14 protein-coding genes are annotated in these 24,510 nt (G+C 34.9%); 11 read left to right on the top strand and 3 right to left on the bottom strand.

Annotation, left to right across the window (positions count from 1 at the left end):
- Positions 1 to 846: 846 nt before the first annotated feature.
- The 7 genes from mobC (at position 847) to drmB (ending at position 15,391) form a co-directional block, all read left to right on the top strand.
- Positions 847 to 1,236, top strand: coding sequence for a plasmid mobilization relaxosome protein MobC (gene mobC, locus BOW57_RS09790; RefSeq protein WP_241687428.1), 390 nt, complete (start codon positions 847 to 849; stop codon positions 1,234 to 1,236).
- Positions 1,224 to 2,468, top strand: coding sequence for a relaxase/mobilization nuclease domain-containing protein (locus BOW57_RS09785; RefSeq protein ID WP_129053972.1), 1,245 nt, complete (start codon positions 1,224 to 1,226; stop codon positions 2,466 to 2,468). Before mobC ends, BOW57_RS09785 begins: the two co-directional genes overlap by 13 nt.
- 405 nt (positions 2,469 to 2,873) lie before the next feature.
- Positions 2,874 to 4,622 carry a DNA cytosine methyltransferase gene (locus tag BOW57_RS09780; protein ID WP_241687427.1) on the top strand — a complete coding sequence of 583 codons (1,749 nt, stop codon included), beginning with the start codon at positions 2,874 to 2,876 and terminating at the stop codon, positions 4,620 to 4,622.
- Positions 4,623 to 4,630: 8 nt separating this feature from the next.
- Positions 4,631 to 6,373 carry a nuclease-related domain-containing DEAD/DEAH box helicase gene (locus BOW57_RS09775; RefSeq protein WP_129053971.1) on the top strand — a complete coding sequence of 581 codons (1,743 nt, stop codon included), beginning with the start codon at positions 4,631 to 4,633 and terminating at the stop codon, positions 6,371 to 6,373.
- Positions 6,373 to 8,838, top strand: a complete 2,466-nt coding sequence (locus tag BOW57_RS09770) for a hypothetical protein (protein ID WP_129053970.1) — start codon at positions 6,373 to 6,375, stop codon at positions 8,836 to 8,838. Before BOW57_RS09775 ends, BOW57_RS09770 begins: the two co-directional genes overlap by 1 nt.
- Positions 8,838 to 13,112 (top strand): helicase-related protein, encoded by a 4,275-nt coding sequence (locus BOW57_RS09765; RefSeq protein ID WP_129053969.1) that lies wholly within the window; start codon positions 8,838 to 8,840, stop codon positions 13,110 to 13,112. The genes BOW57_RS09770 and BOW57_RS09765 overlap by 1 nt, the downstream gene beginning before the upstream one ends.
- Before the next feature lie 5 nt (positions 13,113 to 13,117).
- Positions 13,118 to 15,391 carry a DUF1998 domain-containing protein gene (drmB, locus tag BOW57_RS09760; protein ID WP_129053968.1) on the top strand — a complete coding sequence of 758 codons (2,274 nt, stop codon included), beginning with the start codon at positions 13,118 to 13,120 and terminating at the stop codon, positions 15,389 to 15,391.
- A gap of 510 nt (positions 15,392 to 15,901) precedes the next feature.
- Here drmB and BOW57_RS09755 read toward each other — a convergent pair.
- Positions 15,902 to 16,390 carry a hypothetical protein gene (locus BOW57_RS09755; RefSeq protein WP_129053967.1) on the bottom strand — a complete coding sequence of 163 codons (489 nt, stop codon included), beginning with the start codon at positions 16,388 to 16,390 and terminating at the stop codon, positions 15,902 to 15,904.
- Between the two features lie 213 nt (positions 16,391 to 16,603).
- On the opposite strand from BOW57_RS09755, the gene BOW57_RS09750 reads away from it, so the two are divergent.
- The 4 genes from BOW57_RS09750 to BOW57_RS09735 all read left to right on the top strand — a co-directional run bounded on the left by BOW57_RS09750 (position 16,604) and on the right by BOW57_RS09735 (position 21,735).
- Positions 16,604 to 17,839: a phospholipase D family protein gene (locus tag BOW57_RS09750; protein ID WP_129053966.1), complete on the top strand. Its 1,236-nt coding sequence runs from the start codon at positions 16,604 to 16,606 to the stop codon at positions 17,837 to 17,839.
- Positions 17,840 to 18,013: 174 nt separating this feature from the next.
- The gene (locus tag BOW57_RS09745) at positions 18,014 to 19,027 is read left to right on the top strand and encodes a hypothetical protein (RefSeq protein WP_129053965.1); all 1,014 of its coding nucleotides are present in this window, start codon (positions 18,014 to 18,016) and stop codon (positions 19,025 to 19,027) included.
- Positions 19,028 to 19,676: 649 nt separating this feature from the next.
- The gene (locus tag BOW57_RS09740; protein ID WP_129053964.1) at positions 19,677 to 20,606 is read left to right on the top strand and encodes a hypothetical protein; all 930 of its coding nucleotides are present in this window, start codon (positions 19,677 to 19,679) and stop codon (positions 20,604 to 20,606) included.
- Positions 20,607 to 20,616: 10 nt separating this feature from the next.
- The gene (locus tag BOW57_RS09735; protein ID WP_129053963.1) at positions 20,617 to 21,735 is read left to right on the top strand and encodes a PD-(D/E)XK nuclease family protein; all 1,119 of its coding nucleotides are present in this window, start codon (positions 20,617 to 20,619) and stop codon (positions 21,733 to 21,735) included.
- 102 nt (positions 21,736 to 21,837) lie between these two features.
- On the opposite strand, the gene BOW57_RS09730 is transcribed toward BOW57_RS09735, so the two are convergent.
- Positions 21,838 to 23,772, bottom strand: a complete 1,935-nt coding sequence (locus BOW57_RS09730; protein ID WP_129053962.1) for a hypothetical protein — start codon at positions 23,770 to 23,772, stop codon at positions 21,838 to 21,840.
- A gap of 186 nt (positions 23,773 to 23,958) precedes the next feature.
- The gene (locus BOW57_RS09725; protein ID WP_129053961.1) at positions 23,959 to 24,204 is read right to left on the bottom strand and encodes a hypothetical protein; all 246 of its coding nucleotides are present in this window, start codon (positions 24,202 to 24,204) and stop codon (positions 23,959 to 23,961) included.
- Between the last annotated feature and the right edge of the window lie 306 nt (positions 24,205 to 24,510).

The following is a 24,510-nucleotide window of genomic DNA, read 5'->3' as shown; positions in this document are numbered from 1 at the left end:
TTTTTTACATACATTATCAGTAAAATAAATATTTTTCTTACATGAAACTATTTTGATCTAATAACAACTAATATTAAATGATTTTCTAATATGATAAAGTAATTACTTTACGATCATTACTAAAGCAAAATTACTACACACTTTTTAGACACTTGTTATCAAAATCAAGCCAAAAGTTTTCAAAAACAGGCTTTTTTCACAAATAAAGAAATATTTTTTCTTACTTATTATTGTTTCACATAAAACATTGACGTTAAAAGCCTAATTTTTAATTTTATAAAATTGTTATTTTAATAAACAAAATTAGATTACCCTTTTTAGTTACTTGTTATCCAAAACAGGCCAAAACTTTTCCAAAACAGGCTTTTTTAGTTAAAGTTTTGAAATGATACCCAATGATTTAATAAAATGAATCTCTAATCATTTTATTAACAATAAAAATCTAAATCAGAAAAAAATCAAAGCAAAATATTGGACACAGTCAGAGAAGTGCGCATAATGACTTTTTCTCGTTCCTCCAAAAAGCCACCCTTCGGGACTTATAGCACTTCAACTGTCTGATTGTCCAATTACAGACTGCTTTCTTTTTTTCCTTTTTCTTTTTTAAGTATTTATTCATTCTAACTGCCTAAAGTTATCATAGGTAAATTTTACTTATCAAAATTTCGAAGATTCTCATTAAATTAGTTCCTGGCTTTTAAAAAATCTCCAAAGATGTCCACGTTCCTGACATCAGCAAGATGAACGGTTGTTTAACAACCGCCTATCTTGCCACCCATTTCCTCGGAACTCGGCGGTGGAGAAACTTAAAAGCAAAGAGTTTGATAATAATGAAAATGAAAGATGATGAAAAGAGAAAATTCAAACAGAACACGAATCGTGGGACTGCGATTCACTCCATTGGAGTATGCCGAACTGGAAAAGAGATTCAGAGCGAGCACCTGCCGAAAATTAAGTGATCATATCAGAAGACACTTATTCAACAAACCCATTGTCGCCACCTACAGAAACCAGTCTTTAGATGAACTTATGGAGGAAACATCTGTACTTACTTCCGAATTACGGGCAATCGGCAATAATATCAATCAGATTGCCAGAAAGATAAACACGCTCAAAACAGTTCCCGATTTTAAAGGACATCTTTATCTGTTCGAGATCCAGAGAAAAAGGCTTTTTGATAAAATGGAAGAAGTCTCAGACCACACCCAGAAAATAGCAGAAAAATGGTTGCAGTAATAAAAACAAGCTCCTCCATAAGAGGCATTCTGAATTATAACGAAAATAAAGTTGAGATGGGAAAAGCTGAATGCATCAGTGCGGTGAATTATCCGCTGGAACTGGAAAAACTGAGTTTCACTTCAAAATTAAACCGCTTTCTAAAACTGGCAGAACTCAATACCAATGCGAAGCGGAATTCGGTGCATATCTCTCTCAACTTTGATCCTTCGGAGAATCATTCGAAAGAAAAACTGGCTGAAATTGCAGATACTTATATGGAAAAACTGGGATTCGGCAGACAGCCTTATCTGGTGTATCAGCATCATGATGCGGGACATCCGCACTGCCATATTGTAACAAATAACATTCAGAGAGACGGAAAAAGAATCGACCTGCATTTATTAGGGATTAGAAAATCAGAACCTGCCCGAAAAGAAATTGAAGAAATGTTCGGACTTGTAAAAGCTGAAGGAAGAAAACAGAAAGAACAATTTTCGTTAAATCCGATAGATGTCGTCAGAGTCCAATACGGAAAAGCAGAGTCCAGAAAGGCGATCAATTCAGTTTTAAACAAGATTTTATTTGATTACAAATATTCAAGCCTGCCTGAACTCAACGCGGTTCTAAACCTCTATAATGTTCATGCTGACAGAGGAAGCGAGGAATCGAGAGTTTTTAAAAACAACGGACTGCTTTATAAAATACTTGACCAGAATTCAAAACCTATAGGTGTGCCGATAAAAGCAAGCGAATTCTACAGCAGACCTACCTTAAAATTTCTGGAAGGAAAGTTTAAGTCTAATGACGCAGAGAAAGAAACTTGTAAAAAATATGTAAAAAATGCCATAAAAATGGCTTTCTATCGTGAAAGCATATTTTCTCCCGAAAAATTATCCAAAGTATTGCAAAAAGAAAGTATTCACATGATACTCAGAAAAAGCATAGAAGGACAGCTTTACGGAATAACTTACGTTGACCATAAAACCAGATCCGTTTTCAACGGAAGCAGTCTTGGAAAAGAATTCAGTGCAAAAGGAATTCAGGAAAACTGTGCTATCAATATTCTTGAAATAGAAAGAAAGAATCAAAACTCTATTCCAAAAAATTCAGAGAATTTTCAACATCTTGAATCAAGAGAGTACATAAGTGGAAATCTAGCCGAAATTTTGCTTCGCGGAGAGAAAATAAACGATTATGTTTCAAAACAATTTAACAAAAAAAAGAAAAGGAGACATCATAAAAATATTTAAAAAAGTAACGGATGCATCAAAATTCATTTGTTACTTTTTTTCTCAATTTGGTTTGAGCTTATAAGATTTCTTGTACTAGGTATTGTACTAGGTAGTAAAGTTTAAATTAATTTCCTTCAAGCTAATTTTTATTATTTTTTTTAAATCTAAAAAATAATATTGTTTTTACGGAAACCCATAATTATACAAAGTTTTTTTTATGTAGTATTGTAAGATTTTCCAACGTCGAGATATAATTCACATTTTTAATGTCGCCAGTAATTACTCTACGTATAATTAAACTGAATATTAACTAATATAAACCGAACCACATAATAGATAAAACAAGTTGTAAAACCAATTTAAAACTTCATTCTCTAGGCAGTAATTTGAGATATTTCTGCTTTACTCACATCATTATTTATTATGAATATTAAAGAAATAAACTCTATGAAAACATATAATCCCTTTACAATAATAGATTTCTTTTGCGGAGCAGGAGGTTTTTCAGAAGGATTTAGCCAAATGGGATTCAAAATTGTCAAAGGATATGATAATTGGACCCCTGCAATAGACACATTTAACCACAATTTTAACCTTCAATGTGAAATAAAAAATATTTTAGATTTTGAAAATTCAATAGAAGAAATTGAGAATATCCCTAATACATCTATAATATTAGGAAGCCCACCTTGTGTAAGTTTTTCCTCGTCAAATAAATCAGGAAAAGCAGATAAAAAATTAGGATTACGCTTAATAAAGACCTTTTTAAGAATTGTTGCTGTAAAAAAGCATCAAACTAATTCGGTTCTTGAAGGATGGTTTATGGAAAACGTGGTTAATTCTAAGAAGCATTTACAAGAAGTATATACGTTTAGTGATTTAAATCTTGCAGAATGGGCATTGGAGAATGGCAAATCTCCTGACGATGAAGCTTTAAAACTCTTATCAAATACATTTATTATAAATTCTGCCGATTATGGTTCACATCAATCACGTAAAAGATCTATTTCTGGAGAAATAATCTCTAAAAGAATTTTTGTTATTCCTACACCAAGCCACGTAGAAAAAGGCGCTTCTTTAAACTCTTGGAGAACACTTGAGCAATTAATTGACAAACTACCTCCTCCTAGTTTGAAAACACTCGAAAGCGATATTATTGATCCTGTTTATCCCGAAATAAAAATTAAAGCGTTAGAACTTACTGACCATTTTTACGATAGTGGGCTTTATGAATGTGAATGGAGGCAATCAAAAGAATTGAAAACAAATCATCATTGTATGGGGAAAATGTCTTTTCCCGAAAACTTGGATAAACCTAGTCGAACAGTAACAGCAACAAAAAGTGGAACATCTAGAGAAGGTCTAATATATAAATCAGATTATGTTCGTAAAGGAGATGGGGAATATCGCTCTCCTACGGTTAGAGAGATTTCTTCTATTATGGGTTTTCCAATTACATATCAATTTACCGGGAATTTGTATGCAAAATGGAGACAAATAGGGAATGCTGTTTGTCCGACTGTTAGTAGAGCATTGGCTGTGGAATTTTTAAAACAAAATGATTATCCAATACCTGAAAAGTTATTTTTAAAACAAGAAATTAACTTAGACGGTATAGTAAATTTAAATTCTTTTAAAGAAGGCGTTTTTACCAATCCTCCTAAAAGAACTAAAAACTCAAAATACAGAAGACATCCCATTAAAGACGGAAATCTAACAGTCACACTTTCAAATTTCAACATTGTATCTAATAAGAAAGACGTTAGAAAATGGAAAACTTCTATTCAATACGGCACAGGTGTTAATTTTAAACATCAAGAAGTTTCAGATGGCTTTTATAAAAGCATAGAAGATTTGATAAAAAAAGAAGTTAAGGAAGGAGAAAAATTTATAAAGATTATTAATAATGGTTTTTCTGAAAAAATTGCAGATTCATCTTTAATGCAGAAAATGTATGAACAGCAAAAATCTGAAAATGGTAAAAGAGAGCCTACTTATCTAATGGAAGACCTAAAAAAAATAATCAACGAAACTGAATTAGATCAAGAAATATATACTCAAGATCAATCAAATTCAATATTTAAGTTCAAAGAAAAAATTCCAATGAGACAAATCTTGGCTTTATATGGAGTAAACAAAATTTCAACATTAACAAATAAAACTCTCAAATAATAATAACTATGCCTGTTCACTTTCATCCAAATAATCCAATAGATGCATTAGAGAGTATTATCGTAAAAGAAGACGGAAGTCCTCTTCACGGTGAAATTGATGTTTATCGAAAACTTTGGGAGGATTTGAGTAAAAGTGAAATTGAATGGGATATTTGGCACGATTTGAAATTAACTGAACATTCAGACCATTTGAATTATTATAAAAAAACAAGTGCACAAATTGATTTTGTTATTCTTTCAAAACATGGACTGATAATATTGGAAGTAAAAGGTGGAGCTATTTCTACAATCGATAATATGTTCTATTATGGAAAAAAATTTGAAACTCCAATGAAACAAAATCCTTTTAAACAAGTGGAAGGATATAAATTCACTTTAAAAGATAATGTTCTCAATAATTTAAAAAACTGTTTTTTTTGCGAAGTTGTCGCCTTTCCGCATGTTGATTATCCTTTTGACTCAAAATTGATTGATTCTAATTTACTATGGACAGCATACAACGCTACATTTTTTAATAATTCAATTGAAAAATTTCTTTTAGATGCTATAGAATATTCAAAAAACAAACACAAACGACATTTCAGAAATTATGAAGATCTTACAGCGAAGGAGTACACTGTAGTCAAAAAAATACTAAGCCCAAAAATTGGTGATAGAAACCATAATGCTTCTATTAACACGTTGGAGTGGCTCGGGATTCATAACATTGAAATTCTTGAAGGTCTCTATAAAAATCAAAGAATTTTAATTCAAGGTCCTCCAGGTTCAGGAAAAACAACACTTGCCAAAGCATTTATTGACAAGCAGTCAGACAAAAAGGGGATTTACTTGTGCTGGAACAATCTTTTAATGCATTATACTAAATCATTGTTGGATGAACGAAATTTGTTAAACAATGTAGAGATAACAACATTTTTTCGTTTTTTTCAAAAACTTAACCCTGAAATAGATTATGAAAAACTGAGTCGGTTCTCAGAAGATGAATTTTACGATTTGGTAAAAGAAACTATTTCAATATTAGAGAAAGGAAGCAGATTAGTCCCTTACGACTTTATTGTTATAGATGAAGCACAGGATGTATTTGACAAAGGTTTAGACTTATTTGTTAATTCATTTTCAGGATACAATAGTAAAGGGCTACAGAATGGGAACTCTCTTGTTCTTTACGATATAGATCAAAGTTATTCTATTAGTGGGAGAAACGTTTCTGAACTTGCAGATTTGATTTCAGAGTATTATTCTCATTTCAAGCTGAACGAGGTAAAACGAAGTATTCAAAATCCTGATATTCGAAAATTAAGTGCTGAAATATTAGATAACCCAAAAGTATTTAGCAATGAGGATTTCAAGGATTTATATTCTAATATTTCTATTTACTATCATAAAGATTTACAAAGTGTAAAAAAGCACATCGTTAAATCAATCTTAACACCAATTCGTGAAACTGACTCTTCTTTAAAAGGTAATGATTGTGTTGTTTTGATAGAGTCAACTTTTCTTAAAGGAAGTTATAAAGGAAGCGACGATTTAAGAGAATTATTGATAATTAAAGATATTGAAGAACTTTCTGAATCAAATGTCGGAGACACTGCGAATAAGCTTCGATATACCTCAATCCTGAAATTCAAAGGACTGGAAAAAAAGAATGTTTATATGATTATTTCTGACCCCTCGGAACTTAATAAATATGAAATGTTTGTGGGAATAACTCGTGCAATGTTGAATGTAGAAATAAATATAGTACAATAGTGAATCTTATAGACCAACATATTCGCCAGCATTTACTTCACTTTCAGAGCGAAGAAGATACTTTTTTTCAGGAAATTGTTGCGTCAATTCAAAGTGAAGAAAAAGAAAAGCATATTCTTTTACTCTGTTACATTCATTTATTATTAGATGAATTATTTAAAGAAGATAAGCAAGAGACGAAAACACTACATCTACATTTTGAATATGATCTTGATGATGTCTCACTGTTGGTAATTGCTCAATATTTTTTAATACGATTTTTCATAAAAAGTAGTAAAACAAATGTTTCAACTTTAAACGTTGGTAATCTTCAAAAAGTAAAAACAAAACTTAAATCAAGATTAATGAAGCTTTCTACCTGTCCCAATGGCGCAAGTGGAAAAAATGGAGGTAATAGAACCTATAAAATTTGGCTTAGAGATAAAAAAGAAGTAAATAAATTACTTAATTTTTATAACCAGTTTGGTAACAATATTGATGTTTCGGCTAATTCAATTTTCAATTGTCAGGTTCGGTTGACTAATTTCATGAATGACATTTTTGCAACAAGACCTTATGCTTGCACAATTGAGAATTACAGCACCTATCCAACATTCAATCTATTAAACACAAAATTAACTTTAAATGAAATAGATGAAACTGACAATTCAATCATTGACAACTTGGAAACTGTTATCTTATTTGACTGTGAAGAAAAGAAGCAGATGCAGTATTTTTCTCTGCAAGAGATAAAGAATAATGATATTAATCTAAAAAACTTTTTAGTACTCTCTTTTGGTAATAAAAATAGCTCTGTACAAAGTCTAAGAGATAAGTTAGATTTAATTCAGAGTAGATTTAAAATCCCTAATAATGATTGTTATCCGTTTCTTCAATCTGAGTTGGACTTCGTTTTAGGGCAAAAAAATAATAAACATATCCGTACTTTATTTATTGGAAATAACAATTCTGATTTGTGGAATACTTTTGTAATCGAAACAGCTATTCTGGATTTATATGAATTACGCTCTATCAAAATGATGAATTTATATTCCTTGTGTTTAAATGAAGAAATTAAAAACTTCATACTTAAAGATATATTTTTAGAGAACGATTCTTCCAAAATGATATCGGACGAAACAAAGCAAAAATTATTGGATTTAAGCGATGAAAATAAATCATCATTAAAAGACTCTTTGGAGAATGTTTTGGATTTGATTATCGCTTCTGATTTCAAGCAAGTTTTATCTAAAAAGATAAAAAATGAAACCTTATTGATAGTTGACGATTTTATACTCAAAACAAAAAAGATGAAACAACTGCTATCCTCTTCACTTCAATTGTCAGCCGGAAATAAGTTGTGCTCTTGGTTTGATTTTAAAAACATTAATGGTGGTGAGATTTTGGTTTTATCCTATCAAGATCAAGGAAAATATCCTTATTATTTTTATCCAAATATTATAGAAACAACTGTTTCAAAAAACACAATTATTGGAGCTATATACCACAAATTTCTATTTTCCAACAGATACCAATGGGCAAAATATAATGTAGCAAATGAATTTTATAAACTTTCAAATCATCCAATAAGACAAAAATATTTTCAATGGGAAAGGTTAAAAAAATCTATCAATAGCTTACGCCCTCAAAAAGAAGATAATACAATTTGGGACTTAGAACAACAATATTCAAGCAATTCTAATCGAGAAACAATTAAGCTCAAATTAAAAGGTGAAAGAGAGAAAACTTTCAACAGTTCTGAGCTTTTCATTTATACAACGGACAATAAAGCTTTTAAAGTTGAAAAAATCGAAACAATTGTAGAAACAATTGATAAAGATGAAAAATACTACATTCACCATCTTGATGAAATTCAAGAAAGTATCAATCTATATGAAAAAATGATAGACACTACTCAGCAAGAAGAGGAATTGAATGTGATTCGGCAAAAGTTTCAAATTGATGAGGATACAACCGGAAGGCTTTGGAAACTTTTATTGAAACAAAGGGCGTTAAACTCAAATGAAGAATTATTATATGAAGAACTTGGAATGTTTTTAGAAAATAAAGGTCTAAAAATAGTCTCTTTTCTTCATTTCAAAAATAATTGGTTAAGCCCCGAAAGCGAATCTATTGCACCGCTCAATAAAAAGGTGTTCATAGAATTATGTAATTTTCTAAATCTTCCAAACACATATTTTATTCTCATACAAAGATTAAAAAATGCGTCTAAACAATCAAATCGCCAAAGTACCCGTCAAATGAACCGCCTTTTACAAGATTTGTTTAATGACGGTAGTTTTGATGAAGGAGTAGATATTAGTAAGACGGTTAAAGCTAATCTTGAAAAATATATTAGAAAACACCCTTTAGAAGAATTAGGTATTCATGAGAAATATTTAGGAGACAACTTAATTACCTTGGTTGAGCTGATAAAAGCAGAGGTGACGTTAAAAGAATTAGAAAAATTCAAAAAAGTTGAATAATGAACAAAGTATTACAAAAAAGAAACTCTTTAGAAACTTTTATACTGGAACAAACATTAGGCCCAGGAATAAACGGATATAAATATGTTGACATAGATGATGAAATTTTAGTAAAAAAAAATCTAAGCGCAGAACAATCATTGAGCTATGACACCGAGATTTTGGACATTGTTCCTGCCGCTATTTACAGCACAGGTATTCTTTTTCCAGAAGATAAAAGCGGGACTTGCGGAGAAGGTGCTATTCTTGATAATAATGAACAAACAGAATTAGAAGATGGAGTTGACGAAAATGATTCTCAAGATAATAGTATGGAATCTGAAGAAGTTTCCAATGGTGTAGAATTAAACCAAATGTATCCCAAAACTATGGGAATAACCTTCTGTTTAGATGAACAAATTTTAGAAAAAGGGGAAATAGAATTTGATGTTTCATTTAGATATTACAAAAAACTAAAACAGGACAAGGAAGGGAAATTCAATAAAAAATATGGGGTATTATGTGAAATTGATGTGGATGAGTTCAAAAATTTTCTAATCGAACACAAATTAGTGCAATTTTCAATTGTAAATAAAGGACAAAACGATTTTGTACTGTTGTCTAAAATAAGTTCAGAACAAATTACTGAACTAAAAACTACTATTAGATCTATTCAAAAGAACAAAGCCGAAAATTTATATGATAAGACAAATATCATTTATCGTTTACCTCTTTTATCTAAAGAAAAATGCTATTTGAGCAATTTAAAATCAACCATTTTTTATGAGTTGAAGAATTCAGTTACTGATAGCAACAAAAGACAAGAGTTATATGCCATTACACAACAAATAGAACTAATTGAAAATATTACTGAACATTTACGAAACATTTTAGACGTTTATTCAGGAGGATACGGACTATGGGAATCTAATCCTATAAAAAAAACAATCAGACTAAAAAACATTGATTTTCCAAAAACCAAAAGTAAGACATCTTTTTTACACAGTAAACCTCAGGCAAATGAAGATATTACTATAATTGATGACACTGAATTCGAAAAAAAGGGTTTAGAGCACCTGTTTAAGTTTAACATAGACGATAATCAAAATAATTATGCTTCGCTATCAGCGAACGTTCAGTTAAGTAGAGACTCAAGAAAAGAAGTCAATAAGATTTTTGTAAAAGTTCAATTAGTTAATACAAGTACAGCCTTTACATTAGATAAAGAAAAAGATAGTAGATATTTCTCTACTTTTAATGAAGTAGTGAATCAACGAACATTCTTTGGTGTTAAAATTTCTGTAGAAAATGAGTTTTTAGTGTCTTATTCTGATTATAAGTATTCAGTAGATGAATCAGGTATTTATGATGAAGACACAACGACTCAATTTATTTATGATCAATTCAAGGATTATGCTATTGGACACGGGTGCTCAGTAAAATGGAGTAGTAAAAATAAAAAAGTAGAAACAGAGTATTTGCCTGAATGTGAAACGCCTGATATAGATCCAATACCAAGAGATAAAAGTAAACTTGCAATAGAGAATAATGAAGGTGAATTTACATCACCATTGTTTTTAGAGAACTCTCAAGCTCAAGAATTTAAATGGCTTTCCCTATTTTCTAATGCAAAAGACGATGAAGTTATCAATGGTTTACTGGCGTTTGTAGACTCTTACGGCAAATGGATTGAGAACAAGAAAGAAGATGTGAAATATCAAAATGATTTAAGGGACATCGCTCATCAAGAATTAGAAAAATGTGAACAAGATTATCAACGAATGAAAGCAAATGTTGAAACCTTATTTAAAGGAGAAGACAATAAAGACAATCTTGCTTCATTTAGATTAATGAATGCCGCTATGTTTATGCAACTATGGCATTCTGTAAAAGTTAAAGATGATAAAGTAATCCCCCTACTCGAACAAAATGATTTTAATCTTTTTGATTTCGATTTTTATAAAATTGCTGACGATAAATTGTTCCCACCGTATAATGAATCTGCAGGATGGAGAGCATTTCAGCTAGCATTTATTTTACTGAATCTTGATGGGATTTTCAAATCAGAAAATGATGAAAATTGGAAAAAAAGAAATGAGTGGGTTGATTTGGTTTGGTTCCCAACAGGAGGCGGAAAAACGGAAGCATATCTTGGACTAATTGCTCTTACAATTATCAATCGAAGAAAATTATACAAAGAGAACGGGGGCGGAGTTGCTTCCATTATGAGATATACTTTGCGATTACTTACAATGCAACAATTTCAGCGAGCATCGTTGGTGATAATGGCATTAGAATTAATAAGACGTTGGAATCAATATGGATTAGGAAGTGAACCTATCACAATTGGATTGTGGGTTGGAGACAATTCGTTGCCAAACGAAACAGAAGATTTAATAACTGAATTTGAAAAACTAAATAATAACCAACCAAATAAAATACCCTTTTCAAATTGTCCTTGGTGTGGAAGTAATATCCAAGGAGAGGATAAAGAGGATACAGAAAACCTTAATAATAGAGAAAATCATTGGTTTTCAAACAAAGTTCATTTAAAATGTTCCAACAATAAATGCTCCTTTTCATATCCAAAAAGACGAGCCAGAATTAGAGAAAATGATCAAGGTGCGATTCCAGTATGTTTGTCTGATCAGATTATCTATCAACATCCACCAACATTGCTATTCGGAACAGTTGATAAGTTTGCCCAATTGGCCCATAAAGTAAAAGGAACGGACAAAGGTAGAAACGCAGACTCAAGGCGTTTATTTGGCAAAGGAAATTGGGAACGAGGCAAACCTCAACAGGGTTATTTACCTCCTGATTTGATAATTCAGGATGAGTTGCACCTATTACTTGGCCCTCTTGGTTCAGCTGTTGCTTTGTTTGAGTCTGCAGTTGACCAGCTTTGTACACGAGAAGATGGAACAAGACCAAAAATAATTTCATCTACTGCCACTACAAGAAATACTCAATTGCAAATTGCTGCCTTGTTTGACCGAAAAGTCAATCTTTTTCCCAAACCCGGAGTCGAATGTGATGATTCATTCTTTGCCTTTTATCGAAGAAAATTTCAGAATCCAGAAATGGAAAACGAGGAGTATTTATCCAAACGAAAATACATTGGTGTATTGCCAACAGGTAGAACACAAATTTGGATGCAAATGAGGCTTGCAGCTATCGTAATGGCACACCGGGCAATTTTTGAGCTAAAAGAATTATCAGATAATACTCCGATTGATTTTGAAAGATATAAAGATTTTGAAAAAGCGATGGATTATTATCACACTACTATCTCTTATTTCAATAGCTTAAAAGAAGTAGGAAAAACACAATCACAGGTACAGACTTACATTTTAAAAGAACTTCGGAGAGTATTCAACAGAGTTATTCGTCCTCAAAAGTTAATGCACTCTTTATATACTTATGGTCCAATACAAGAAGCTGAATTAACAGGAAGATTGTCAGGAGAAGAAGTTAAAAATGAACTTAAAAATATAGAAACTAAATGGAAACCTAAGAATAGATTTGCGAATATTGAAAATGAAGAAGTTGTAAAAGGTAATGTTCCTCCTGAATTTATAGTGGCGACAAATATGATTTCAGTAGGAATTGATGTTTCTCGTTTCAATACCATTATTATGAATTCAATGCCTCGAAATACTGCTGAATATATTCAGGCAAGTAGTCGTGTTGCAAGGAACGATTATGGATTGGTTTTGACTGTTCATCATCCTTTTAGGACAAGAGATATATCTCACTATGAAAAATTCATTGAGTTTCACGAAAAGATGTACAGCTACGTTGAACCAATTTCCATTACTCCGTTTACAAAAAAATCTGTTGAGCGATATATGGGGTTATATTTGGCTACAATGATTCGTCACACTACAAGATTTACAGAAAGAGATTCAGCTAGTAATATTTCTTTCATTTCGAATGAAGAACTTTCCTTAATTATTTCCGAATTGACCGAATATTTTAGCATTAGAAAAGAAAGACTTTCTAATTTTGATAAACTGATTAATAATCTTCTAAAACAAGAGAATGTCACGCACATTAAACAATGGATTGAAGAGGCTTTCAAGGAATGGAAAGAATTGGAAGAAAATCTTGATAGCTCGACAGATTTAGTTTTTAATAGGAAGATAAATGGAGCAAATCAAGCAAGAAAGCAAGAACAACTTTATGTTGATATAGAAGAATACGAAGGAAACATTCATAGTAAAAAATGGCAAGTGCCGATGTCGTTGAGGGTAATAGAACCTGAAGCTGCTATCAAAATAAACTCTATTTAAAAAAAATGAGAATATTAAACTCTAACCAATATAATCAAGGAATTGGAAAGTATAAATTGCTTTCTTCTACAGCTGGTGTAGGATCAATCATTACAACAAAACTGGGCTCTTATGTACTGATTTCTGATATAAACAAATGGAAATTCATAAAATGGGCAAACTCCAAAGTTGCAACAATTCGCACTAACAATTCTGACGACAGAAAAATTTATGAAGTTAGTAAAACCGAAATCGCTATCCGTGGTATTGATTTTATAGATGACCAACGTTTTATTCGTTTTATTAGAACCGAAAAAGAACTGAAAAATTTAGTGTGCTTAATAGGAATTCCACACATGGCTCTTAACGAATCTTTTAATACGCCAAATTGGAAAAATCATCCAATAAAAACAGCTTTAGAAAAAGCAGAGGAAACAGGAACATCAAATGATTATATGATTGTTGGAACACATTTTCCGAAATGGTTTAAAAATAGAAAAGGAGAGCTTAAAAAAATTTCTAAATGGAAAGATATGTGGGAAAAAGAAGGACGAAAACACAATGGAACTCCTAGCAAAAATGATTTTGCTCCCCCAAGAGATGCTTCAGATTTTGTAAAAGAATATAAACATAAAAATATTGAAGGGAAGGAAGTTAATTATAGAGAATATCGGGAACTTGAACAACTTAATTTATCTCTAATTTGCCCGAATGGACATTTATCTGATATTCCTTGGTCAAGATTTTTGACTTGGAAAACATTAAAAGAAACATTTCAGCTAAATAGAAATGATAATGGTGAAAATTTGTTTGACATAGACCCTTGTTGCAGCAATTCTGATTTAATTTGGACAGAAAGCAAAACTAAGTCAGAAGGCTATGGAAGTATTTATTTGGAGTGCAAAAGTTGCGGTTTAGGCTCCGGCGCATCAAAAGAAAAGCCTAAAGTAAATTTAGAAGGAATAAATAGTGTACTGCCCAATTGTAATGGACAAAAACCTTGGGAAATAGAGTTATCAAATCCAGATTATATTCAATTTGAAAAATGCTATATCCGTGGCGAGCAACAAAATGGTAGAGAAAAAATGCAGGTTGCATTAGTAACGGCAAACAATGTTTATTATGCCAATGGATTTTCTAGCCTGTTTATTCCAATGCATCTTGCCGAAGATATATCAAAAGAATTATTTGATGCACTTGAAATATTAGAAGAACGATACAACAAAAGAAATATCAATAATCCCATCTCAAAAGGAGATTATTGGACTAAAAAAGTAGCCGACGATTTTGAAGAGTTTTTAAGCGATAACGCGATTTCTGTAAAATCACATGAACATCAATTTGAAAGTTCATTAAAGTCTCTGTTTTTAAACATTGAAAATAATCAACCAACCGACCCATATGAAGAATACAGATGGCAAGAATATAGATGCTTTAAACAAAATTCTTCTATTTTAGATACAAAGGAAAACAAAGGTCTTTCTTTTGAAGATATTGATTTACCGACGGAATTGAAACCATTTTTTGAAAAAATACAGCAAGTTGAAGAGCTTAAAGTAACCAATATTCAATTTGATTTTACTAGAGTGAAACCCAAGGAACGAATAGTACAGCTAAATGAACAAGGCGAAAAAGTTGTTGAGGAAGCTTCAACAGGACAAAACACTTTTTCAATTAAAAAAGAAGAACTATTTGTCCTACCTGCAAATGAAACTTACGGAGAAGGTCTTTTTTTTCAGTTTAATGAAAATACAATTGATAAATGGATAGAAGATAATTCTGAACAATTAGGTGAAAGATTTTCAAAATTTTTGAATAGAGAAATTAATCCTATAGAGCAAGGTGCAGGAATAAAACAAAGAATAAAAAACAATGGAATAAAGCAATTTCTAATCCATTCTTTTTCTCATCTAATGATGCGAGAATTAGAATTTTCTTGTGGCTATCCAACAGCTAGTTTAAAAGAAAGACTTTATATGTCGAATACACCTGATAAAAAAATGTCTGGAGTATTGATTTATACCGCAGAAGGCTCCGAAGGAAGTATGGGGGGGTTAGTTTCACAAGGCGAACCTGAAAAAATATTAGATATCATAAAAAAAGGAATTGAAAGATCTATCAACTGCTCTTCTGATCCATTATGTTGGGAATCCGATGGTCAAGGCATTTTTGATTTAAACTTGTCAGCCTGCTTTTCATGTTCTCTTGTTGCTGAAACGGCTTGTGAAGAAATGAATTTAGGATTAGATAGACAAGTTTTGATTGATTCAAGTTATGGCTTTCTTAATGCTTTAATCTAATGCTCCAATGTGAGCAATCGTTCCAAATCCTCTTCAAAAAATTCGATATTTATCCCGTCCTCGATACTAAGAAAAAAGCTCCAGATTTCTCTGAAGCTTTTTTTATTTAAGTTTATTATTTTATATACTTTCACAAGCGAGACGTTCATACTCGCGGGGAAGTATTTCATGTAGCATCTTAGTTTTATAAGTCAGTTTTATAAGACCTAATTTATAATGACGTTATTTATAATGACGTTATCTAAAATGTTAATATAAAATCCAGAATTCATATTATAATAATCATAAATTATATAAAACCCTTTTAAACTATCATCAATATTATAATGAAAACTTGCCCTTTCAACCTTAATCAATCATACAATTCACCACCAGCCCTATCATAGTCTAAATGACTAATGCGCCTAAAAATAATCTTTAAAATAGTCAATTAACTCTTCATAAAAATTATTTGTCCAAAAAAAATGAGAGGTTATTTTTCTATTATATTATTTAAAACAGTTGTTTTCTTTACCTGTATACTTTTTTTGGGGAAATCCCATTACAAGTGATTTTATCAAGATTAAAAAATGTTTCATAATCTTTACATAGCGAATAGTCCCAAAATCTAAATGGTATCTTTCTATCATTTAGTAAATGGAGATATAAAGCATCTTTAATATTTACTAATGAATCTACTTTTTTTACTCCGAGTATAATTACTGTTCTTTGTAAATCTGAATCTACATTAGTATTTTCACATTTTCCAATTGGCAATATTTCTATTTTTTTAAATGGTAACTTCTTTTCCAATAAATTACTTAAATAAATAGCTCTGTAATAAGAACGACATTCTTCAAATTTGTCACTTAATTCTTCGTACGATGAATTACCCACCCAAATAATTTCATTGTGATTAGAATAACCTTGTTTAAAATATTCAGATTTCAAGTAATCAATAAAAGTATCATCAAGATTCCCACTAATATTTGTTATAGAATTCTTACCTTTTAGCCCCACTGTACTGCCGTTTAAAATTACACATGTAGAACTGCCGATTGTCAAATTACAATTGTCCCGCAAAAAACAAGAAAATTGAAACTATAATTTTAACAGGAAATATTATATTTGTTTTTATGATTCCAAATAAAATAATAAGACGGATAGCGCAGCCTTATTTTGCTTTAAATCATATTTTTTTTAAATGAACTTAATCCCAGAAACTTTAGATTAATGGTCCCAAATTTAGAAAGCCGCCTCAAGCCAATCCTTCAGCAGGCAAAATCATTCTATATTGCGACAGCCTTAATAAGTGAGGCCGGATATAGGTTTATTGAAAAAAATGCTCCTGAAAACTGTCGTCGCCACTATATTATCGGAATCGATTTGGGTATTAATCCTAAAATCCTGGAAAAACTTTTAACCAAAAGTATTCAGGGGGCTATTCATGTAAAACTTTGCAAAACACAGCATACTTTCCATCCTAAAGTTTATCTTATAGAAAAGAACGACGGTACTTTCGCTGTTATTATCGGGTCTGCAAATACAACCCTGGGTGGGCTTGCAAACAATGTGGAAATGTCGGTACTGGTCGATTCGCAGCAGCAGTGCGCCGAAATCCTTGCGTGGTTTAGAGCCCTATACGATGCTTCTATAAATCTGAGCGATGAGATCCTGACCGAATACACGAAATACTATAAAAACGCCAGACAGAGGAACGCAGCTGGCTACGCAGACCTTGCGCAATTTAAAAACATGCTGCCTTCAGCTGAAATTCATTCGCACGGACTGGAAAAACAGTATTTCAAGCTTGATGACTTCAATGCCTTCTCATCAATGTTTCACCGCGATAAGTCTACCCTTGCTAAGCAGAACAGAAAAAATGTGAAATTACGATTTATTGCGCTCCACAATTCTATTTTTTCCAGATTCGCCCAATACGGCCTGGATAACCTCTCACCCCACAAAATAAATTGGCATACCGTCTCAAGCCATTTCCACTCAGCTAGGAGCAGGCCTGTTATGGATGCAATGTGGCTTCAGTACGGAAGTGAAGAAAATCTTTCAGATCACCCCAGATTACAGGTTATCTTAAGGGGAAACACAATTGGAATCTGGCTGATGATAGGCAAAAATAAAGGAAGCAGAAGGGAACGGGAAAAATTGAAGTCAAACCTTAAAGACGATTTATTTGCTGAATTATTATTCCAGAATATTAAAAACCTGGGAGCGGTCTACTGGATTGACCTTAACAATAGTGGTGACCGCAGATCCATATCATCGATCGAGGATCCAGCAGAACTAAAGAAACTGCTCCTGACTGATAATGTAAAAAATTATTTTACAATCGGCCGCAACTATCTTTACACTGATGACCAGCTGTCGGATGAAAATATAGAAGAAACTGTTCTTCTGGAGTTTCAAAGGCTTAATGTGGTATATAAAAACATGATATATGGCATGTATTGATTGGAGGAGAATCTACGCCGATATTACAGATTTTTTAAAATATTACTAAATAAATGTAATCTTTGGCCCAAAGAAAATGAGAACACAGAAAATTACAAATTTGGAAAGATATCTTAGCATTACAATCCCTACTTTTTTATTCCTGTCCAAAAAACAAACTGCGAAAAATAACCCATGAAAACAATTTATCAGCATATTGAAGATTTAGATATAGAGCAATGGCATTATTACTATGGCATTGACCATGCATTTAATGCACAAAAGCCGTTTGTGGACAGGATTTCATATATCCATTTCATCATCGATTATTTTTCACAGGGAAAAAAAGTTGAGATTTTCAAGAAAAGCGCCATAGATCCCGATATGCTGCGACTGCCAAACCATATCTGCTCGGTATTTTTTCTGGGAATTATTTTCCACTATAATACATCGCTGAAATCGAAGATCAGTCCGGGAAAAAATGATCCCGGATACAAAACCTTCCCTTTTATATGGTTCCTCACGGCTCTTTTTCATGACAATGCTTATCAGATGGAAAAAAAAGACCAGCTCACCGACATCCATACCTTGCCTCAGCTCTTGGATCATTTTTCTATTGAGCATAATCTGTTTGAAGCAAAATTCAGCCGATGCAGCAGGCTTGCCAGCGTAAGGGAAAAATACTTTTATTTTAGAAAAGACAGGTTCAAGGTCGTCGATCATGGCCTTCTGGGGGGAATTCTGCTATATGACCGTCTCATCAAGATAAGACGAAGAAAGCGCATCGCAGGAGAAGACAGTCTTTTTTGGGGCAAAAAACTTGAAAATCAGTATAAGCTTGCCGCTAGTGCAATTTCGCTCCACAATATATGGGTTCAGGACGAAAAGACGATTGAGCAGTACGACCTTACAGAATTCATTGATTTTGAAAAAATAAAATTAAAAGACTTTCCGCTTTTTTATCTTTTGGCAATCGTCGATACACTGGAGCCCATCAAAATCTTTGAAAACTCCGGGATTTCGGAAATCGATATCCTAAAAAGCATTAATCTTTCATTCAAGCCCAAATCAATCGAGTTCTCGAAAAGCGCATCATGCGCCATCGATTTTGAAGAATTTATCGGCAGGCTGAAATATTTTGACAACTGGATAGACATTGGAATCAAAATCGCAACCCGAAGGGATAAATTTAAAATAAGCTTTAGATAATATATTTACTGCTGGTTCTTCTAAGTGTTTTTTATTTGGCAACATAAGAGGACCCTGAATGCTTATCCATAATTTGTCCTCCTCCTTCTCTGATTAAATACTATACTTCAGGATAGCCTTGTGATTTTCTCAAAAAACTACAGCCAAATTAGCTGTTGACATCCTAAAAGACTGCATTACTCTCAGCCAAGCTTTTATCTTTCTAAACAGATTTACTGTTTTATGCAGACTGCTGATTTTTATAAATTGAGTATAACAACAAAAGCAAAGCCGTACAAAAAAACAGATTGAATTGGCTCCATTTGCGGTTTGCTTGATTCTCACCGTCGCTATCCTCCGGTTTAGTTACCACATCATCATCTTTTTTAGAAACTCTGAATGGTATATAAGCCTGTTTCCATTCGAAACGGGTTAAAAGGGCAGCCAAGATAGTGTCCCCCGGATGCTGCATGCGCATAACGGCTCCGCTCCGGCGGGCTCGGGCACTGATCAAGGACTTTCCTGAAGTATACGGTGAAGCCGCTTGCTATGGACAAATTTTGATTGTTCATAGATGATTCCTTCCCCGTATGTCCAATAAAATTCTTACTTTCGAAAAAACTTTCCCTAAAAACCAAAACTCTTACAGTTAAAATCATATATCAGGTTAATGAACTATCCCCAGCTGCATCTGCCGAAAGCTTTTCTGGACAATATCGACAAGGTCTTCCCTAATCCGGTGAAGCCCTCAAGGCCGATAGCTCCCCAAAAGCCTTCAAAGTTTGAACTGATAAAAATGGTGCTGCCTGTGATCTTCATCGGATCCTTTATGGTTTATGCAAAGCATGTCTTCATGGGAATGCTTTTTATCCTGCCCTCGATTTTGATCTACATGCTCTTCTCCCGCTCGGAAAAAAAGAAATACGACAATGAATTAAGTCGGTATGACAAAGCGGCCAGCGCCTACCCAAAACTGCTGCATCAGTACAATTACGAGATGGAAATTTTGAAGGTCCATCCCCAGAACTATCAGGAACATAAAAGGAATACGGCAAATGGCATCATACTTAGCCGGGCTGCCCTGCATTCTTCCGCAAGGGACTACAAAAAGGGAAAAGCGCATGATTACTTCAAAAGTTTCCTTTACGGATCTTTCGGCACAAAAATTATGGAAAGCGTCTCCATTGCCGACACCGCCTGCAAGCCTTATTCAAGCAGCGTATCAAGGCCCTATGTCACCGATTTTGCCTATATCGACCCCTATATCAATTTGAGGATCGACATAGAGATTGACGAGCCCTATGACTTTGACAGCAAAAGGCCGATCCATCTGGACGACCAGGCCCGCAATGAGTTTTTTACCCAGAATAGCTGGATAGTGGTGCGGTTTGCAGAAGAACAGGCCGTACTCTATCCCGAACTCTGTTGCCAATATCTCGATGGCATAATAAACGGATTCTACAATAATATCCAATCCCTGAAAGATTTCAGGCATGGTGTGCCCGAGATAAAAAAATGGGATTCCAACACTGCCGCAATCCTCATTGCAAGGGACCACCGCGACACGTACCTCAACGGCAGGGTCTATTATAAATTATAAAAAAAACAATATGGATATTGCTTCGTTTCTGGCATTAAAGGAATTTGACGGCATCGATCAAAGGATCATTGATGTGCACCATCAGATGGAGCTCAACCGGTTTAACCTTTTTACGATTTCCTCCTATAATGCCTATCTGGAAAATTTTCACAGCGACGTGATCAAACTGCTGCTGGACCCGCAGGAACGCCATGGGCACCGCACTGTATTTTTTGAACTTTTTCTGGATTATCTGATTTCTTTGGGCGGCCGCATAGACAAAAGCCACTACGCTCTTTGCGAGCTCACACGGGAAAGGGGAAATATCGATATCTGGATCAAGGATCCGGCTTCCAAAAGATCAATCATAATTGAGAATAAAATAAACAATGCCGGTGATATGGAAAACCAGCTTGAAAATTATTACAATTATGCCCACCGATTCGGTTTTCAGGTCGATGCCGTAGTGTACATAACCCTGAACGGCAACAAGAACGCTCCCTGGACGGACAACCTTGATCTCAATTCGAAGATCCTCAACATCAGCGCCTTTAAGAACAATCATGACTTATGCCAGGGATGGCTTGAGAAATGCTATGAAACGGCCGCAGACGAACACTCGCGCTCATTTATTTTTCAATACTTAAAACTAATCAAACATTTATCCCAACACGGAATGGACAGAGAGATCAAAGAAGACTTTTATAAGATCGTAAGCAGCGCAGGCGGTTATGAAAAAGCAAAAGCCGTAGCCTCGCTCGTGGCCGGATTGGACCAGTACCGCACTGACCTTCTGCTTGAAAAAATAAACGGTGACTATGCCCCATTTAAAAAAATCTACAGGTACCGTCCCAATCATCAGCTCTTTGAGAGTTACATCGACAATGGTATTCTTTTCAAAGTCGATGTCCAGCTCCTATCGGGCGGCAATGCCCAGATTGACTTTTGGAATCCCCACCAGGATCACGACACCCAGAAGCATAACGTATCTGAAAAACTTAAATCAATAGGCCTGTATGGCGATTTTTCCCATGGAGGTGCTGGAGGAGGGATGTACAGATATTTTGATTCACAGAAGATAGGCTCGATCGAGCAGGTGGACAATGAGCTTTATGATTATCTGATGGCCTTTTTCAGAAAACTTCGTTGAAACATCTCCCTTCCTGGTCCGGTTTTCAATAATTGGATACCACAGACAAGGCCTGCCTGGCCCTTTTCTTGACCAAAAGGATGCGGGCCATGCAGCTTGCCGCTATCCTATTTTTCTGCATTCGGCCCTGCCGTTCTCAAAAATCAGGCAGCATCCTCTCGCTGCTGCCTTTTTTACGCAGTGGATATAGCCCTGCTCATCTGTTATGATCAGGGTCTTTGTGCTCTCATCGGGCAGAAGCTCCTTAAAGCCTGTCCCACCTCTAAATTGCATTGCCGTAAGCTCGGCTAACGCGCCGAGATCCGGATTTTCCCATTCTTTTCGCATTTCGGTATCCACAGCCGCCAGCTTCTTTACGACGCCCGCACCAACGAGCCTGCGAAGCATGGCCTCCAGAAACTTTTTGTATTGCTCATTATTTAGGGATCCCGACACGTCGACATATGCGGCATCAATTTGCTGCGAAGCAAACAAAGCCTGCTGCTTTGTGTCCAGATAATCCTTTACAGCCTGCTTGTCCTGACCGGGTTTTGCAATCAGGTCCGAAAGCTGCTCGGTCAGCTGATAGGCATTATCGCTGTCAGGCCTGATCTGCCCCATAAAAATGCTTCTCTCAGGAAATGCCAATGGCATATTTTTGCTAACTGGGCCGTAATTCACCAAAACGACAAGCGCATTTGGCAAGGCTGCCGCATAGTCGTTTAAAGCCTCCATAAAATTCCTCCTGCTTGTGGATTTGTGCTGCTTCACCTCCACAGCGGCGATATGCCTTTCCGGCGAGGAGAGGGCGCCGGCAGGAAGGATCCTGTAATCGGGCTGGATGCCCGTTTTTCTCTTTTTGCTGCTCGGATTCTCGAGCGGGCTTCTGACTTCCGACCAAAGCTCAAGCACGCCGTCTCTTGTTTTTACCGTAGCGATATGGGTCTCCTTGAATCTCAGGGGAAGGGTACCCTGCTGATGGTGCAGCTCTACCTGGCAACCTTCGAAAGCCTTGTCGATCCTTGTCAGTATCCAGGTTGCATACAGTTCGTAGCGGTGGCGCCAAACCGGGAGGCTCAATATATCGAGAAGCACTTCTGCCTGCCTTTCTTCTGAAATGATGACGGTATTTCTGTTCAGCCCTGAAATAAATTTCTTCAGTTGGGCGCAGAGTTTGTCGAAGTGCACACTACGCTCGGTATCCTGCATGCTTTCGATTTCCTGGATCCTGCCAAAGAGCCTTTCCAGAAAAAATGCAGGCCAATGGTCAAGAGCCGCCTGGCAAAGCAGTTCCTTATTGTCGAAAATGTTCTTGTCGCGGTCAAAACCCCCGTCACGTGAGACGCTGTCCCTAAACTCTGCAAGCGTTTTTGCATATTTGCGGCAGGAATTCACAAAAGTCCTCCAGATCTCCATCAGGATGGCCAAATGATGGTCCAGATCATCATGTCCTGTAACAGGGGCATCGAGATCCGGCTCAATAAAAAATGCCTCCCTGCTTCCTTCGGGGCGGTATGCCTCGATCCAGCTTCTCACCAAAGCATCCTTTATATAAGGCCTGCTGTCGCTCCTGAAGATCCCATAGAGATCACTCAGCTGATTCATTGTAATTTCATATACCATCAGCGCACGCTCAAAAGCCTGGAGCTGCTTGAGCCTCTCGCGGAAATTTTCCAGATCAAACCCGATATTGCCGAGCTTCCTGCCAAAATCAAACTTAATTTTTATGTTATCCTTGGCATACTTTCCTTCATACTTCTCAAAAAAGGCGCAGATCTCCGACATCATCAGGCTGTAGGGATGGAATGCCTTAAGCAGGGCTTCAAGGAAAGCTTCCACACTCACGCCGCCAGCCGAGAGGTTTTCCTCAACGCTTCCATGATTGTTCGGTATGCCCAGAAGGGAATAGAGATTAAGGTCCGGATCCTTGGCATTGAAGATCTCCTTGTCGTAGTATTTTGTGTCGACTCCCCCTCCCTGTTTTAAAAACTGCCAAAGCTCGGCGGCATCATTGATTACTGTATCGCTTGCTTTGGGATCAATAGTATTCTGACTCATTTATTTGTGGTTTGTTGGATCTTCTTTGGCTTTGTTGATTTTTCCTTCCTAAAAAAAGGTACTGATATGATTGGCAGGGTTGGTGCTGGCTCTCGCTTTGAAAGTCGGCTGTTATTGAAAACAGCGCAGGAAGGTCAAATCGCTTTGCATCCCTGCGTGCTCCTCTGCCCATCCGGAAAGAGGACCCTATTTAAAGGAAAGCGCTTCCGAGAGATTCTCACGGCTGATGAATGCGGCGATAAACTCCTGGACTTCATTGCTCTGCTCGCCTGAGGTCTCAAAAGTATTGATGTGGAACTCCTCATCCTGGTCCGAGATATGGATGCTCTCTGTGTATCCTCTGGAAATCAGGCTTCCCTTCAGCTTAATGATATTGACCTGCTCGCGTGGCCCCAAATCTTTCTTCACTTTTAGTCGTATTGCTTTTTCCATAAAAAAGATTTGAATGCTGAAAATTCAGCGAAGATATTAAGTATCAAATATAATTATTTGCAAAATATCATGCCGTCTTTCATAGCATTTTTAACAGGTGCAAAAGATAAAGCAACTAAACAGACAACATTAAAAGCTAATAACCATACAGCACTAAAAGCTAGAAACCGTGCATAAACAAAACTGATGCAGTCTGTCAAGATTTGATTTTTTGCGATATACAAAACACTGATAATCAAATTCAAATATTTAGCACGTAAAAGTCCACCTTAAATTTTCAAGAATAAAAACAGGTATTTTCACCTA

It is taken from the genome of Flavobacterium sp. YO64, assembly GCF_004119505.1.
Taxonomy (GTDB): domain Bacteria; phylum Bacteroidota; class Bacteroidia; order Flavobacteriales; family Flavobacteriaceae; genus Flavobacterium; species Flavobacterium oncorhynchi.
The sequence above is the reverse complement of the archived record's forward strand: the minus strand, read 5'-3'. Positions and strand labels throughout refer to the sequence as shown.